This window comes from Pseudoalteromonas sp. Isolate6 (assembly GCF_022398435.1).
Taxonomy (GTDB): Bacteria; Pseudomonadota; Gammaproteobacteria; order Enterobacterales; family Alteromonadaceae; genus Pseudoalteromonas; species Pseudoalteromonas galatheae.
Genome location: NZ_JAKEVK010000007.1, coordinates 1 through 13,726, shown reverse-complemented (window position 1 = coordinate 13,726; position 13,726 = coordinate 1). Strand labels below are relative to the sequence as shown.

The window sequence follows — 13,726 nt, the reverse complement described above, 5'->3', positions numbered from 1 at the left end:
CCACACTTTTACTTTACGGGTCGGTGTGATATATGGCAGTAAAAAAACCAGATAACTTGAGCTTTGAAGAAGCTATGCAAGAACTGGAGCAAATCGTTGCGGACATGGAAAATGGTAGCTTGCCTTTAGATCAAGCACTTAAACAATTTGAGCGCGGGATTAAGCTTGCAAAAGCATCAAATCAAAAACTTCAGCAAGCTGAGCAGCAGGTCGCTATTTTAATGGGCGAAGGTGAGCAAGCACAATTACAGCCATTTGATAACGAAGCCTAATGTCAGCAAAATTAAAAGAAAAACTGCAGCATGCTAAAACCCGTGTAGAGAACACCGTTTTACACTATTTTGATAATGCGCTTGATACCGAAGAAAATATAAAAGCAGCTACCCGTTATAGCATCGAAAACGGTGGCAAACGTCTGCGACCATTTTTGGTATATTGCACTGGTGAATTATTTGGTGCTGCTCCAGAAGACTTAGACAAGGCCGCCGCCGCAATAGAGTGTGTGCATAGCTATTCTTTAGTGCACGATGATTTACCAGCTATGGATGATGATGAGCTTAGGCGCGGCCGCCCAACTTGTCACATTCAATTTGACGAGGCGACCGCTATTTTGGCTGGTGACGCTCTGCAAACGCTGGCTTTTGAACTATTAAGTGATCAGCAATTCACAGTGAGCCATCATGCACAAATCAAAATGATTTCCGCACTAGCCAAAGCATCAGGTCTAGCGGGGATGGTTGGAGGTCAAGCGCTGGATATTGCAGCCACAGATCGGTCTATTACAATTACTGAACTTGAGCGTATTCATAAGCTAAAAACTGGTGCTCTCTTAAGTTGCGCAGTAGAGTTGGGGATTTTGTGCGGTAACCCTGAACAAGTTACCAAGCAAGCGCGTGAAGCAATGCATATATACGGGCGTGCAATCGGCCTTGCATTCCAAGTCAGAGATGACATCCTAGATGTAGAAGGCGATACTTCTGTGCTTGGCAAACCACAAGGTTCTGACTTGGAACACAACAAGTCTACCTATCCAGCGCTCCTTGGTCTCGCACAAGCAAAAGAGAAAGCGGAACAATTGATTGATGAAGCACTAGATGCACTCAAAGTTATCGATGGCAACACGGAAATACTTGCAGATTTAGCAAAATACATCATAGATCGAGAATATTAAGCTGACGTATAAAATAACTACGCCAAGCTAAGAAAATATTCACAAGTACTTTGTAAACGCTGGCTAACATAATATCATGACCAGTTAGTGAAGAATTTTAATAATTATGAAGTGAACCACGTGAGGAATTGCGCTGAGATTCACTTAGGACTCTGATAAATACCATGAAACTTGATAGTAGCAAGTATCCATTACTCGCGTTAATTGACGAGCCAAGTCAACTCCGTCAATTACCCCAGCACAAGTTAACCGCCTTCAGTGATGAGCTTCGCGAGTATTTGCTGAACTCAGTCTCTCAAAGTAGCGGTCATTTTGCCTCCGGCTTAGGTACTGTAGAACTTACCGTGGCTTTGCATTATGTGTATAACACACCAAGCGATAGACTCGTTTGGGATGTTGGTCATCAAGCCTACCCGCACAAGTTACTGACAGGTAGAAGAGATAAAATGCATACTATCCGTCAAAAGGATGGCTTGCACCCTTTCCCTTACAGAGAAGAAAGCGAATACGATACGTTTAGCGTTGGCCATTCAAGTACATCGATATCAGCAGCACTTGGTATGGCTATCGCAGCCGAAAAAGAGGGAATTGGACGTAAAACCGTCGCTGTTATTGGTGATGGTGCGATGACCGCAGGTATGGCGTTTGAAGCAATGAATCACGCAGGCGACATCAATCCAGATATGCTGGTTATCCTAAACGACAACGAAATGTCTATTTCGGAAAACGTTGGTGCACTCACCAACCATTTCGCCAAGATCCTTTCCGGCAGCTTTTACACCAACATTCGAGAAGGCAGCAAAAAATTGCTGTCTGGCGTGCCTCCGGTCAAGGAGCTTGCAGGCCGTATGGAAGAGCATTTAAAGGGGATGATAATTCCGGGCACTTTCTTTGAGGAATTAGGTTTTAATTACATTGGACCAATTGACGGGCATAACGTAGATACCTTGGTTGATACACTGCGCAATATGCGAAATCTGAAAGGCCCTCAACTATTACATGTTAAAACCCAAAAAGGAAAAGGCTATAAACCAGCAGAAGCAGATCCTATTGGTTATCATGCAGTGCCTAAGTTCGATCCAAGCGTGCACAGCTTACCCAAATCAAAACCCAGCGCACCGACCTTTTCAAAGGTGTTTGGAGATTGGCTTTGTGATATGGCAGCGCAAGATAATAAGTTGATGGCAATCACACCAGCAATGCGTGAAGGCTCAGGTATGGTGCGCTTTTCAAAAGAGTACCCTACTCAGTATTTCGACGTTGCCATTGCTGAACAACATGCTGTAACACTGGCCGCGGGTTTTGCATGTGAAGACCTCAACCCAGTGGTTGCAATCTACTCTAGTTTCTTACAACGCGCATACGACCAACTCATTCATGATGTCGCGCTACAAAACCTACCGGTGTTGTTTGCTATTGACCGTGCAGGTGTCGTTGGTGCGGATGGTGAAACACACCAGGGCGCATATGACTTAAGTTTCTTGCGCTGTATCCCTAATATGGTGATCATGGCACCAAGCGATCTCAATGAGTGTCGTCAAATGCTCTACACAGGTCATCGCCTAGATAGGCCAGCAGCGGTAAGATACCCTAGAGGCAGTGCTGGAAGCGCAGACATTAGTACAGACATGGCTGAGTTAGAAATTGGCAAAGGCAAAATTGTAAGAGAGGGTGAAAAGCTTGCAATTTTAAGCTTTGGTACATTGCTTGAAAATGCTCAAACCGTTGCCGACGAGCTAAATGCGACACTTGTGGATATGCGCTTTGTAAAACCTTTAGACACGGCTCTTCTCGAAGAGCTAGTGGTAACTCATGAGCGCTTCGTTACACTTGAAGACAATGCCATTGCAGGTGGTGCAGGCTCTGCTGTGTGTGAGTATTTATCGACTCAAGGGCACGTTAAGCCGATTAAATTACTAGGTTTGCCTGATGAATTTATTAAACACGGCTCACAAGCTGAGATCCACGCAGAGCTTGGTTTAAGTAGTGAAGGAATAAGCCAACAAATTAAAGCTTGGCTTAAATAAATTTAAAGTTGCAAAAAAGGCTTTCAGTTGAAAGCCTTTTTTATTCTCTACAAACTATCGGATATATTGGCAGTTTTAAAGACTTACCTCATCCACACCCTAACGTCTGCAAGCCCATTGCCCTGCAATAGTTGCAACTGAGACTCTATGTTCGCACTTTGCTCAAACTCAAACGCATCTAACTGTTCATCAAAAATGATAGTAGCCGCGCCATCACCGCCACGTTGCTTAACTTGATGCAAGGCAATATCAGCAAGATTCACCGAAGACTCCCAGCCAATAACCTTACCGCCCAACAGTGGTAGCGGATAGTAAGACCAGCCCATTGACACTGTGAGCTTGGTAGTTTTGCCGTTAGGTAAGAGATAATCGGTTTCAGCAATCGCTTTACACAAGTCGCTAACGTATTCTTCGATATAGTCTCGGCTAAAATCGCGCAATAGCAATAAGAATTCATCACCACTCCAGCGAACCACATAGTCTGACCCTTGAGTGCGTGTGTTTAATAGCGTAGCCAATTGCTGCAAACAACTATCACCGCCAATTGGACCATAAGAGTCATTAATTTTACTGAAATCATCAATATTCATGATCATCAATACCAAACTCTTATTTTGAGCCTGCAATGACTGTGCATTGCGCTGATAATGCTCAACGTCTTTTGGTAACTGATCAAATAGAAAGCGACGACTACGTAACCCCGTTAATTCATCTGAGTGACTCACAAGTTTAAGCTGAGTATTGACCTGGTTCAGCTTCTCGTTAGCTTTCCTGAGCTCTGTCGTACGCTCTGCGATTAATGCCTCAAGTGCAGCTTGTTTTCTTCTTTCTTGTGCTCTGAATACCCAAAAAATCAGATAGAACATAAAGATAAATGCACAGGTGATAAATAATCTAAAATAAATCGTCTCATCGAAACGGCGCGGTAATGTGATGGATAAGTCAAGCACCTTCGCCTGCTCCCAATCTTGCCCTTGGCGCTTAACTTCTAACATAAAGGTAAAGTTACCTGGTGGTAGATTAGTATAAATCGCCTCACGCCGAGACTGAGCATCACGCCATTGCGTATCGTGCCCTTTTAGCTTGTATCTAAATTCAATACTATGCGGCGCGTAAAAGTCGATTGCAGTATAATTAATGGTTAAGTCACGCTCTGAAGTATTAAGCTGAATAACTTGATTTAAGGACTCAGTACTAAATACTCTGTCATGGGTAGAGAGTGATTCTAATCGAGGCATTAGATCTCCACCACCAAACAGCAGGACGTTTTTGGGGATCTCTACCACGCCTTGTAAGCTGGGGTAAAAAATAGCGGACTCAGTTTCCACTACAGCATCATGGCCAAGACCCGAGCAACACTGGCTCGGTCTGCCATCAAGCTGCCGGTCAAATGGGCTGATCACTTGCTCAACTTGTAAACTCTCTATCACATCGCCAAATTGTGCAACGGGCATGCGATATACCCCTTTCATCGTACTTACCCAAACTAGCTGATTGCTCTTATCAAAATGCAACGAAAAAATTGAGCCATAAGGTAGGCCATTTGAGGCATCAAGTTGGTACCAGTCACCATCGGAGGTGCGATAGAATAATCCATCATTGAGGGAGCCAACTAAAGTAGTCACTGTATCTAAATGCAAAATACTGGTGATGTAAGCGGTGTCCAACGAGGTTTGCGCACCAATTTTTTCAATACCTTTTTCATTATAGCGATATGCACCTTTATTCGTGCCGATAAAGCCATACCTCGGAAAGTCCTGAATAAAAGTAACGAATTGGCTGCCAAGGAAGGCATTATAGGCAAATGGTGTTATACCTTTATAATCTAATCGGTATAACCCCCTTCCCGTACCAAACCACATTCCCCCGCGATTTGATGGGCTAAGTGAAAAGACAGGGTTTTGCCTAAGTTCTCTTTCATTTAATTTTTGCAGTGAACCATTTTCATAGATAAGTGCACCGCGATCGGTACCGAGGATAAGTTTTTCGCCGATAAACTCAAGGTCATGTATTACTGAGCGGTTCAATTGAGCACTCGTCAGTATTGGTTGATAATTGTCGTTCGGCTCAATGATCCCAAGCCCTTCTCGGCTTGCAACCCAGAGCTGACCACCGGGCCCTTGTGTGATTGCCGAAATGGCTTGATTAGTCTTCAAACCAATATGATGACGCTCGACCTTCCCCGAATGCGCAAGCCAAAGTCCTTCGTTTAAACTAGCAAGCCAAATATTATTGTCTTTGTCCATAAAGATATCAGCAAACCAGATACTTTGATCAAGTTGTATCGGCTCTACCGCTTGCCAAACGCCATTATTCTGTCGATAAAGTAGTCGCCCATAAGTAGAGACCCACAGCCCACCGTCTTTATCGTTGAGAAATTTATACACAGCGTTATTACCCACTTCTTGATAGCGGCGTAATACTTCATCAATATCTAGAAAATAAGCCCCCAGCTCTGATGCTAAAAACAGCTTACCATCAACCCAAGCTAGGTCATGAATAATGGTTTGCGCTAACTGCTCAGGTAGTGAGACCTTGCTCGCTAACTCAAGTCTAACTCCATCTCCATTACGATTGCTCGATTCGCTAATTTTAAGTAAGTGACGTTCATTTACTAACCAAATGCCATCGGGAACCAGCGCCATTTTAGTCACTGAGCCCACTATTTGATTGATTTGGGTAACATCTAACGTACTTTGTTCGATATTATTTGCAGCTAACGTCAGCTTTTTCGCAGAAACATAATACAGACCATTTGCAGCAATCCAGATCCCGCCATCTTCATCTTGTAGTATATCTCTGACAGGGCCCTGTATGTCGAAGCGCCTAGCCTCTAAGGTTTGTGGGTTAAGTCTTAACAGTCCTCGACGTGTGCCAACCCAGAGCATACCGAATTGATCCACCACCAATTTATTGATAGCGTTGCTATTCAAAAACTCGGTATTTTGCGTATTGAAGTTTTGGAATTGATGACCATCAAAACGGCTTAAACCAAACTGAGTTCCGAGCCAAATATAGCCTTGATTGTCTTGAACGACACTCTTGACGCTTTGTGATGGTAAACCACTTTGGATATTCCACTGTTTAACCACGTAATCATCTATCGCCGCTACACTCGTCATTGGTAGCAGCAAAGTGAAAATGAAAAACAATAGCCTTGTCATCTCGATTCCATCACATCAGTACAATTAGACTAAAATGCCAGTTTTAAACAAAGCTTGCACGCAAATCAATGAAAAAATGCCGGCTAATACATCATCTAGCATAATCCCAGAGCCACCGTGCAAGCGCTTATCGAGCCACTTTATCGGACCCGGTTTCAAAATATCGAAAAAACGGAACAAAATAAACCCAACGATTAGTGACTGCCAACTCAGTGCAGCCCCTATCATGGTGATATAAAAGCCAGCCACTTCATCCCAAACAATCGCGGGGTGGTCATGAACATTAACATCGTCCGCTGTTTTACCACACACCCAGATCCCAAATAACGTCATGGCAATAGCAATTAGACATTGCAGCCAAATCGCTTCACCTTGAGTTGCAAAGATAAATGGTAATCCAGCTAAAGTACCAAATGTACCTGGCGCTTTCCTTGCTAATCCTAAACCAAACCCGAGCGCAAAAAATTGATGCGGCTTCTTTAAATTAAATACACGTTGTTTAGCCAAACCTACTCCTAGCTAAAATGCTCAAAACCAAGCCCGGTGAGCTGGTAAGGTTGGCCTTTGTTGAGTAATTGAACCTCACCATTATTAGCCGTTATTTGACCAATACAAACAGGTTCAACGCCATATTGCTTTAACCTAGTTTCCACGGCATTTTTGTTATTATCATTGACAGTGAAGAGCAATTCATAGTCATCACCAAAACCGAGCGCCAATCGCATGCGTGCGTCTTCATCAAGGCTTGAACGCAGTGCATCTGACTGTGGAACTTTATCCGCATTTATCTTAGCCCCCACTAAAGAGCTACGTAAAATGTGCTTAAGATCCGCAAGTAGACCATCTGAGATATCAATTGCAGAGGTGGCAAGACCCCTAAGAACTTGACCCGCAGCAACACGTGGCGCTGGGTAATGAAACTTTTCCAGAGCCGCTTTGCCGTGTTTTGGCTCAAGTGTCCAACCTTGCTTGCGCGCTTCGATTGCAAGTCCTGCATCACCAAGTGGGCCAGTCACATAAATCCAATCACCTACTCGTGCTCCTGAACGCTTGAGCGCTTTACCGGTTGGTATAATACCTTTTGCACACACTGTGATGGTCAATGGACCTTGCGTTGTATCGCCACCTATCACCTGTACGTTATAGTACTCAGCGATTTCATGCATCCCCTCAGTAAAGGCTTCTAGCCACTCTATGTCAGCGCTGGGTAACGTTAAACCAAGCGACACCCAAGTAGGTTCAGCGCCCATTGCTGCTAAGTCGCTAAGATTTACCGCAATAACACGATGGCCAAGCGCCCGCGGTGGAATATCTTCAAAAAAGTGCACACCCGCAACTAGCGTATCGGTTGTTACTGCAAGTTGACTGCCAGCAGGAACTGAAACCAAGGCACAGTCATCACCTATTCCAAGTTCTACATCTCGGCGAATAATGCCACGGCCTTTAAAATAGTGATTGATTAGCTCAAATTCTTTCATACACAAAAAAGCCGGCCAAGGCCGGCTATTCCTATAGTAAAGCTTATTTGCGAATAAACTTAACCGCTTTGTCTAGTACACCATTGACGAACTTGTGACTCTCTTCAGCGCCAAACATTTTTGCCAACTCAATGCCTTCATTGATAGCCACTTTGTATGGCACATCTTCACGGAATTTAAGCTCATAAGCACTAACACGTAATACGGCAAGCTCAACCATATCCAATTCTTCGAGTGGACGAGCTAAATGCGGACGAATTGCTTCGTCTAGCTGCTTTTGGTTAACAACAACACCACGTGCTAAGTCTTTGAAGTATTCTACATCGACTTTCGTTACGTCGTTTTCGATCAGCATTTGCTGTTCGATATCGGCAATTGGGTTACCACTTAGCTGCCAAGAATAAATAGCTTGTAAAGCAAGTACACGTGCTTTGCGTCTAGCTGCTGGTTTCACTGAGATTCCTCTTAAATTTGCTCTAGCACGTTCACCATTTCTAGAGCTCCAAGGGCGGCTTCTCCCCCTTTGTTGCCCATTTTAGTGCCCGCGCGCTCGATAGCTTGCTCAATGCTTTCAGTAGTAAGTACACCAAAAGCAACAGGGATGTCATAATCTAATGAAACGCTAGCTAAGCCTTTGTTAGACTCGTTAGCAACTAAATCGAAGTGTGGCGTACCACCACGAATAATCACGCCTAGCGCAATAATCGCATCGTGCTCTTTTTTCATCGCAACGCGTTTTGCTGCCAGTGGTAGTTCAACCGCTCCCGGTACATATACAACCGTGATGTCTTCATCGCTAACACCACCGGTACGTTTTAATTCATCTACAGCGCCTTCAAGTAGGCTGCTACCGATAAAATCGTTAAAACGTGAAATGACAATGGCAAATTTTTTGCCAGGAGCGTATTTATTACCTTCGATTACTTTCATTAGATGTTCCTAATCTGTATGAGCAATTGCCAAATTGAGGCGCATGATAGCACAGTAATATGGCAATCGCCTACTATCTGAATATAGGCGATTGCGATCAATTTAGCATTTTGGGATTATTTTGGTTCGACGTATTCAACCACTTCTAAGTGGAAACCAGACAGTGCATGATATTTTTTAGGTAGACTCATTAGGCGCATTTTCTGAATGCCTAAATCAGCCAAAATTTGCGACCCCACACCTACGGTGCGCGAAGTACCTTGGAATTTACGGTAGTTCACCTGTTCACCCGCATCTTCCGCAGCAAATGCCTTAACCAGCGCTTCCATTTCTTCGCTGCGTTCTTGTTTACCAAGAATGACTAATACGCCTTCGTTGTCGGCGATGTGCTTCATGGCACTTTGCAGTGTCCAGCTTCTATCCGCACTACGATCTGAATGAAGAATGTCGTTAAACGTGCTTTGCAAATGCACACGGACTAAATTGGCTTCTTCCGATTTGATCTCGCCCTTCACCATCGCATAGTGCAGTTGATTATCAATGGTGTCTTTGTACGTCACCAGGTTAAACTCACCAAACTCGGTAGGAAGTTTACACTCTGCTACCTTTTCGATGGTGGTTTCGTTTAAGTTACGATATTCAATCAAATCAGCAATGGTGCCGATTTTAATATCGTGCTCTTTTGCGAATACTTCTAGTTGTGGGCGACGTGCCATAGTGCCATCTGGATTTAGAATTTCAACAATCACAGATGCAGGCTCCAATCCCGCCAAACGCGCTAAATCACATCCAGCTTCAGTATGACCTGCACGCGTTAAAACGCCGCCTGGTTGCGCCATGATTGGGAAGATATGACCAGGTTGTACAATATCATCAGGTACTGCACCTTTGGCAACTGCAGCTTGCACTGTACGAGCGCGATCTGCCGCTGAAATTCCCGTCGTTACGCCTTTCGCGGCTTCAATAGACAAAGTAAAGTTGGTAGAGAACTGAGCGCCATTGGTTTTCACCATTAGTGGCAAGTTCAGCTGCTCACAGCGCTCCTGTGTCATGGTCAAACAGATTAACCCGCGACCATATGTTGCCATGAAATTAATTGCATCTGGTGTAATGTGCTCTGCTGCAATGATCAGATCACCTTCATTTTCTCGGTCTTCATCGTCCATCAAAATAACCATTTTACCGGCTTTAATGTCCGCGATGATTTCCTCAGCACTATTTAAACTCATAGTTTTCCCATTTTTACTTTGTCTGTGGCTACTTTATAAAGCCAGCTTTCGCCAATAGACTGGTTGTGAGAGTGGACTCGCTGGCAGCGCTTGGCTCACCCTGAATTAGTCTTTCGAGGTAGCGGGCGATTTGGTCAACCTCTAGGTTTAGTTTTGACCCGACTTGAAAACCTGCAATCGTCGTTTCTTGAGCCGTGTGTGGCACTATGGTCAATTTAAAGCGATTTTGTTCCACGGCATTGACCGTCAAACTGATGCCATCAATGGCAACTGAACCTTTATACGGAATATACTTCATTAGCGATGATGGCGCAGTCAACCAATAGTCGGTCGCTCTGGCATTAGCGGTTATCTCTACCACTTCAGCGATGCCATCCACATGGCCAGACACCAAATGACCGCCAAGGCGTGAAATCGGCTGCAATGCCTTTTCAAGGTTGACCTTTTGGCCTTGTTGGTACTCGGCAAAACGCGTCAAACTTAAGGTTTCGTTAGAAACATCGGCTTTGAAGCCATCATGAAACTTCTCAGTTACGGTCAGGCAAACCCCGTTCGTGGCAATACTATCACCCAAGTTTACATCGCTCATATCAAGAGATGTCGTGGTCACACGAACAATTAAATCGCCGCCCTTGAGCTGCAATTGAGTTAATGTTCCTGTTGCTTCGATAATACCTGTAAACATTTTACTTCTCTTTAGTCGCGATAAGTTTGAGATCAGGCCCCACTTGGCAAACGTCGCCAAACACTAACTCTGGTATTTGCGACATGGCACTCAGTGGTGTGGTGTTAAACAGCCCTTTTCCAACGCCAATTATTTTCGGTGCCAAATAGATGATATATTCATCAATTAGCCCTTGTTCATGCATTACTCCCGCAAGGGTGGCACCGGCCTCAAGCCAAACATAATTACAGTGCTTTTCAGCCAGCTTGTTGAGCACGGCTTTTAGGTCGAGCTTACCGTTGATTTCAGGCACGACAATTTGCTCTACGAAATGAGGCCATTGCACTGAATTATCAATAGTACGGCGGAAAATAATCACTGGAGATGCAATTGTAAATAACGCAAGATCTGGTGTCAGACGATTTTGTGAGTCAATAATCGCACGTATCGGCTGGCGTAGCTCAGATTGAGGATAATCGGTGTCTTGCAAAAATTCTTCACGAACATTGAGTCTGGCGTTGTCTACCATAACCGTATCGGCTCCGGTCAAGACCACGCAACTTTGCGCGCGGTAGCGCTGTACGTCTAAGCGCGCTGCAGCTGAGGTTATCCACTTACTCTGGCCATTGTTTAATGCGGTTTTCCCATCAACAGAAGCGGCAAGTTTACAGGTCACGAACGGCACTCCATACTCCATTCGTTTCAAAAAACCATTATTTAGTGCCCTAGCTTGTAGCTCTAGCAAACCATAGGCTGTTGTAATGCCCGCGGCTTCTAACATTGCCAATCCACGCCCTGCAACCTGTGGGTTGGGATCAACCATAGCTGCAACCACTCTGCTGACGCCTGCGTCAATCAAACCTTTTGCACACGGCGGCGTTCTACCATAGTGACTACATGGCTCAAGCGTTACATAGGCAGTTGCACCAGCGGCTTTAGCTCCAGCTTGCTTAAGCGCATGCACTTCAGCATGGCCTTCACCTGCTTTTAAGTGCGCGCCTTCGCCGACAATTTCACCGTCTTTTACGATCACACAGCCGACGTTTGGATTGGGTGTTGTGGTGTATTTACCGCGCTTTGCAAGCGCGATAGCACGGCTCATGTAATCATGGTCTTGCGCTGTGAACTGGCTCAATCCCCCAACCTCGCAATTTCTTCACCAAACTCACGAATATCTTCGAAAGAGCGATATACCGAAGCAAATCGCACATAAGCCACTTTATCGAGCTTTTTGAGCGCTTCCATAATACATTCGCCAATCATGTCGCTTGGTACTTCACGTTCGCCAGTACCCCGAATTTGAGATTTAATTTGGTGCACTACTTCTTCTATTTGCTCTGTACTAACGGGACGCTTTTCCAGCGCTCGGTGCATGCCATTAAGTAACTTATCTTCATTGAACGGCTCTCTAGTACCATCTTGCTTTATCACGCGCGGCATTAAGAGCTCTGCGCCCTCGAAGGTAGTAAAGCGTTCGTGGCATAAAATGCACTCACGACGGCGACGGACTTGGTGGCCGGAAGCAACCAAACGTGAATCTATCACTTTGGTATCTTTGGCTGTACAGAATGGACAATGCATAGACGCTCTCGTTGACTCAAAAACAAAAAAGGCCGCTTGAATGCGGCCTTAATCATAACAAAAAACTGCTTTTTTGTGAGCGAAATTATGCGTAAACAGGTAATTTAGCGCAAATTGCTTTTACTTTTTCTTTCACTTGTGCCTGTACAGACTCATCGTTGATGTTGTCTAGTACGTCACAGATCCAGCCAGCAAGCTCTTTCGACTCAGCTTCTTTAAAGCCACGGCGAGTGATCGCAGGAGAACCGATACGCAGACCAGAAGTAACGAACGGTGAGCGTGGGTCGTTTGGTACAGAGTTTTTGTTTACTGTGATGTTTGCACGGCCAAGCGCTGCATCCGCATCTTTACCTGTGATGTCTTTATCAATCAGGTCAAGTAGGAACAGGTGGTTTTCAGTTTTGCCAGAAACCACTTTATAACCACGCTCCTGAAGTACCGCAACCATAGCTTGTGCATTTTTAACCACTTGCTCTTGGTATGACTTGAACTCTGGTTGTAGTGCTTCTTTGAACGCAACCGCTTTTGCAGCGATAACGTGACATAGAGGACCACCTTGGCCACCTGGGAATACCGCAGAGTTTAGCTTTTTGTAGATTTCTTCATCATCACAAGCAGAGATGATAAGACCACCACGAGGACCCGCTAGCGTTTTGTGCGTTGTTGTTGTTACAACGTGTGCATGAGGCACAGGGCTTGGGTAGATACCAGCGGCAACAAGACCTGCAACGTGCGCCATATCAACAAGTAGGTAAGCGCCTACTTTGTCAGCGATTTCGCGGAACTTAGCCCAGTCAACGATACCTGAGTATGCAGAGAAACCGCCGATGATCATTTTTGGCTTGTGCTCAAGTGCTAACGCTTCAACTTGCGCGTAATCGATTTCACCAGTTTCTTCGTTTAGACCGTACTGGATAGCATTGTACGTTTTACCAGAGAAGTTTACGTGTGAACCGTGCGTTAAGTGACCACCGTGAGCAAGGCTCATACCTAGTACAGTGTCATGTGGCTGAAGTAACGCTTGGAATACCGCCGCGTTTGCTTGTGAGCCAGCGTGAGGCTGAACGTTTGCGTAAGTCGAACCAAATAACGCATTGGCGCGGTCAATCGCAAGTTGCTCAACCACGTCAACGTGCTCACAACCGCCGTAGTAACGCTTACCTGGGTAACCTTCAGCATACTTGTTTGTTAGCTGAGAACCCTGCGCTTCAAGTACACGTGGGCTACAGTAGTTCTCAGAAGCGATAAGCTCGATGTGCTCTTCTTGACGTGAAGTTTCTGCTTCAATCGCTGCAAATAGTTCTGGGTCAAAATCTGCAATATTCATGTTACGTTCTAACATGGTTTCTCCTAGGTAAACGTAAGGGTATTTTTAAAGACAATCTAGCATCACAAGATAACCAGTTTGCCTATGAAATCAGCATGGGCATATTTAAGCAGGGATTGAATTTATTTCACACCCCTATCGCGATGATATTTTTT

General features: G+C 44.8%; 13 protein-coding genes. 3 read left to right on the top strand and 10 right to left on the bottom strand.

Annotated elements, in window-relative coordinates; translation table 11 throughout:
* The first annotated feature begins 32 nt into the window (after window positions 1-32).
* The 3 genes from xseB (at window position 33) to dxs (ending at window position 3,198) form a co-directional block, all read left to right on the top strand.
* Complete coding sequence (xseB, locus tag L1D50_RS01840; protein ID WP_128728440.1) at window positions 33-272, top strand: exodeoxyribonuclease VII small subunit; 240 nt, start codon at window positions 33-35, stop codon at window positions 270-272.
* Complete coding sequence (gene ispA, locus L1D50_RS01835; protein ID WP_128728441.1) at window positions 272-1,171, top strand: (2E,6E)-farnesyl diphosphate synthase; 900 nt, start codon at window positions 272-274, stop codon at window positions 1,169-1,171. The genes xseB and ispA overlap by 1 nt, the downstream gene beginning before the upstream one ends.
* 164 nt (window positions 1,172-1,335) lie before the next feature.
* Window positions 1,336-3,198: a 1-deoxy-D-xylulose-5-phosphate synthase gene (dxs, locus tag L1D50_RS01830; protein WP_128728442.1), complete on the top strand. Its 1,863-nt coding sequence runs from the start codon at window positions 1,336-1,338 to the stop codon at window positions 3,196-3,198.
* Between the two features lie 83 nt (window positions 3,199-3,281).
* On the opposite strand, the gene L1D50_RS01825 is transcribed toward dxs, so the two are convergent.
* The 10 genes from L1D50_RS01825 to glyA form a co-directional block, all read right to left on the bottom strand.
* Complete coding sequence (locus tag L1D50_RS01825) at window positions 3,282-6,362, bottom strand: ligand-binding sensor domain-containing diguanylate cyclase (protein ID WP_239965392.1); 3,081 nt, start codon at window positions 6,360-6,362, stop codon at window positions 3,282-3,284.
* A 24-nt stretch (window positions 6,363-6,386) separates the two neighbouring features.
* Window positions 6,387-6,869: a phosphatidylglycerophosphatase A gene (locus L1D50_RS01820; RefSeq protein WP_239965390.1), complete on the bottom strand. Its 483-nt coding sequence runs from the start codon at window positions 6,867-6,869 to the stop codon at window positions 6,387-6,389.
* Window positions 6,870-6,877: 8 nt separating this feature from the next.
* Entirely contained in the window at window positions 6,878-7,840 is a 963-nt protein-coding gene (gene thiL, locus L1D50_RS01815; RefSeq protein WP_138521586.1) for a thiamine-phosphate kinase, read from the bottom strand.
* A gap of 43 nt (window positions 7,841-7,883) precedes the next feature.
* Window positions 7,884-8,294 carry a transcription antitermination factor NusB gene (gene nusB, locus L1D50_RS01810; protein WP_010372094.1) on the bottom strand — a complete coding sequence of 137 codons (411 nt, stop codon included), beginning with the start codon at window positions 8,292-8,294 and terminating at the stop codon, window positions 7,884-7,886.
* A gap of 11 nt (window positions 8,295-8,305) precedes the next feature.
* On the bottom strand, window positions 8,306-8,770 hold the full coding sequence (gene ribE, locus L1D50_RS01805) for a 6,7-dimethyl-8-ribityllumazine synthase (RefSeq protein ID WP_010372096.1): 465 nt from the start codon (window positions 8,768-8,770) through the stop codon (window positions 8,306-8,308).
* Between the two features lie 116 nt (window positions 8,771-8,886).
* The gene (gene ribBA / locus L1D50_RS01800) at window positions 8,887-9,999 is read right to left on the bottom strand and encodes a bifunctional 3,4-dihydroxy-2-butanone-4-phosphate synthase/GTP cyclohydrolase II (RefSeq protein WP_128728446.1); all 1,113 of its coding nucleotides are present in this window, start codon (window positions 9,997-9,999) and stop codon (window positions 8,887-8,889) included.
* Between the two features lie 28 nt (window positions 10,000-10,027).
* Complete coding sequence (locus tag L1D50_RS01795) at window positions 10,028-10,684, bottom strand: riboflavin synthase (RefSeq protein WP_128728447.1); 657 nt, start codon at window positions 10,682-10,684, stop codon at window positions 10,028-10,030.
* A gap of 1 nt (window position 10,685) precedes the next feature.
* Window positions 10,686-11,798 (bottom strand): bifunctional diaminohydroxyphosphoribosylaminopyrimidine deaminase/5-amino-6-(5-phosphoribosylamino)uracil reductase RibD, encoded by a 1,113-nt coding sequence (gene ribD, locus L1D50_RS01790; protein ID WP_239965389.1) that lies wholly within the window; start codon window positions 11,796-11,798, stop codon window positions 10,686-10,688.
* Window positions 11,795-12,244, bottom strand: coding sequence for a transcriptional regulator NrdR (nrdR, locus tag L1D50_RS01785; protein WP_010372109.1), 450 nt, complete (start codon window positions 12,242-12,244; stop codon window positions 11,795-11,797). Before nrdR ends, ribD begins: the two co-directional genes overlap by 4 nt.
* A gap of 85 nt (window positions 12,245-12,329) precedes the next feature.
* Entirely contained in the window at window positions 12,330-13,586 is a 1,257-nt protein-coding gene (gene glyA, locus L1D50_RS01780; protein WP_010372111.1) for a serine hydroxymethyltransferase, read from the bottom strand.
* Between the last annotated feature and the right edge of the window lie 140 nt (window positions 13,587-13,726).